This window comes from Vineibacter terrae (genome assembly GCF_008039615.1).
In the GTDB taxonomy this organism is placed as follows: domain Bacteria; phylum Pseudomonadota; class Alphaproteobacteria; order Reyranellales; family Reyranellaceae; genus Vineibacter; species Vineibacter terrae.
In genome coordinates, this window is record NZ_VDUZ01000120.1 from 1 (window position 1) to 1,002 (window position 1,002).

Annotated in this window: 1 protein-coding gene; it reads right to left on the minus strand. The window is 63.0% G+C overall.

The features are described 5' to 3' along the window. Positions 1-912 (minus strand): ISAs1 family transposase (locus FHP25_RS40465; RefSeq protein ID WP_147852687.1); only part of this gene is annotated, 912 nt, incomplete at its 3' end. Positions 913-1,002: the final 90 nt, after the last annotated feature.

The following is a 1,002-nucleotide window of genomic DNA, read 5'->3' on the forward strand; positions in this document are numbered from 1 at the left end:
GACATCAAGCGTCCAGTGCAGGCCATTCTCGATGCCCCAATGGCTGCGGACGGCAGCGTTGAACTGCTCGGGCGCCAGGGCGGCGCTGAGCAGGTAGTAGCGGCTCTCGCGGCTGGTCGCGCCGTTGATTTCACGGCTGGCGTCAATACGGCCAACGGCCTTGAGGCCCGGCCAGTCATGCAGTTCCTGCAGCCAGGCGATGTCGGTGCTGAGGCTGGCGGTGCGGACTTCGATGCGGCCGTGCCCCTTGTCGGTGTGACTGGCACTGAGCTTCGGGGTCTGGGGATCGTCGAGGAAACGGCAGACATCGTCGTGCAGTGTGCCCTGGTTGCCCTTGAGTGCCAGTATGTAGTCGCCACCCTGCTCGACCACCTGCCGGGCGATCGTGCGCTGGCAATTCAGCGCATCGGCGGTGACGATGCGGCCCTTCAGCGACAGCAAGGCCAGCAGTTGCGGTACGGCGGTGATCTCGTTTGACTTGTCGTCTACCGCCACTTGGCCCAGAACCAGCCGCTGGTCCGACGCCCAGGCGCTCACCAGATGCAGCGCCGAGCGTCCCGAGGCGCGGTCGAACGAGCGCCGCAGCGTCTTGCCGTCGATCGCCACAACCCCTTGGCAAGCCTCGGCAAACTGCTTCATGAAGCCCAGAAACCAGGCATGAAACCGGCTCGGATCGAGCAGCCGGAACAGTCGGCTGAACGTGTCGTGGCTGGGTATCCCATGTTCCAGCCGTAGAAACTGCCGCAGGAAGTCTTCCTTCGACCGCCCAAACAATGCCATGTCCTCGCACGTCTCGCCGCCGCACAGCACCGTGCACAGCGCAATCACCAGAACTTCGTCCAGCTGATGCAGACGCGCATTCCCTGTCCGCGGATCCTCCAGTTCGGCGAAAATCGACCTCGACTCCTCCATGGCGCCAAACTCCTACGCTACTACTCAACCCAACCCAGCCTTAACCCCTATCCCTCAAACGCAAGCTCTTTCTCTAATGCGATTGCCCTG